Source organism: Paraburkholderia mimosarum LMG 23256 = NBRC 106338 (assembly GCF_000739815.1).
GTDB lineage: Bacteria > Pseudomonadota > Gammaproteobacteria > Burkholderiales > Burkholderiaceae > Paraburkholderia > Paraburkholderia mimosarum.
The window spans coordinates 1-584 of record NZ_BBJJ01000369.1; the positions used below are offsets into that span (position 1 = coordinate 1).

The 584-nt window shown below is 57.4% G+C and carries 1 pseudogene; it reads left to right on the forward strand.

Annotation, left to right across the window (positions count from 1 at the left end):
• Positions 1-58 precede the first annotated feature (58 nt).
• Positions 59-364, forward strand: a pseudogene (locus tag BMI01S_RS37925) (transposase); the annotation flags it as partial.
• Positions 365-584: the final 220 nt, after the last annotated feature.

A 584-nucleotide genomic window follows, 5' to 3' on the forward strand; every position in this document is an offset into this window, starting at 1 on the left:
GAACCGCCCCGGGTTTTCCGGAGACTCCACTTCTTGAGAAAATGGAGCTATGGAAAACATGACGAAGAAGTCCCCAAGGTACTCGCCGGAAGTTCGTGAGCGGGCGGTGCGAATGGTACTGGAACATCAAGGCGACCGGGAATCGCAATGGAAAGTGATCGCGTCGATCGCAGCGAAGTTTGGCTGCTCGGGCGAGACGCTGCGTAGCTGGGTACGCAAGGAAGAGCGGAATCGGGGTTTGCGCCCGGGCACAAGCACGCAGGAGCAGGATCGGCTTAAGGAACTGGAGCGGGAGAACCGTGAACTGCGCCAGGTTAATGAAATCCTGCGCAAGGCATCAGCGTATTTCGCACAGGCGGGTGCGACACGTGTTCCGTCCCTCACGCGTCGTTGAGTAGTATGTTGTATGGGATGGGAAAGCTCATTGCGGTCTTGTCACGCGCGTCACGTATTTGTTGACGCAGTCGTGACCTGCTGTGCGACCAGCAGTTGTCTACCCGGACATGCGCGACTGGTAACGGTCGGGTATGAAGCTTCGGGGAAAATGTACTCTTCGTGAGAAGGCTCATCCGGCGACGGGTGAA